This is a genomic window from Paenibacillus sp. HGH0039, assembly GCF_000411255.1.
Classification (GTDB): domain Bacteria; phylum Bacillota; class Bacilli; order Paenibacillales; family NBRC-103111; genus Paenibacillus_F.
Window position 1 is genome coordinate 1 of sequence record NZ_KE150412.1, and the last position, 474, is coordinate 474.

Genomic DNA, 474 nt, shown 5'->3' on the forward strand with positions numbered 1-474 from the left:
ATTCTCTCCGTCATGGGTCTTCCGTACGATGACCGCCGCCTCTTGGATTCCTTCCAGCTGCCGCAGCGCATTCTGCTATATCCTCCTGACACGGTACCACCACCGGATAGATACTTGTAAACCATCCGACCGTCCGGTCGATATCGATCCGCTTATGAACCTCGTACTGTTCCGCTAGGGCAGACTTTTGTGCCGCGTAGCTGATCGCCTCGACTGTGTACTTTTGCATGATATCTTTGATTGCGATATGATATCCTGCGCTTCTTAACTTCGATACGATCCGTATCGCTTTGATCGAGTCTCCGCCCAGCTCAAAGAAGCTGTCCTGCGTGCCGACCCGCTCGACGCCCAGCACTTCACTAAAGATCGTGCACAGCTGCGCTTCAAGTTCGTTTTTCGGAGCCGTATATTCCTTTTCGCTTACCGCCACGATCTCCGCTTGTGCTAGGTCAAAGCCTCGCTGGATTTGATCGT

1 protein-coding gene is annotated in these 474 nt (G+C 52.7%); it reads right to left on the reverse strand.

The annotated features are described in order from the left end of the window. Positions 1-10: 10 nt before the first annotated feature. A partial coding sequence (locus HMPREF1207_RS00005; RefSeq protein WP_016423324.1) for a phosphopantetheine-binding protein occupies positions 11-474 on the reverse strand: 464 nt, incomplete at its 5' end.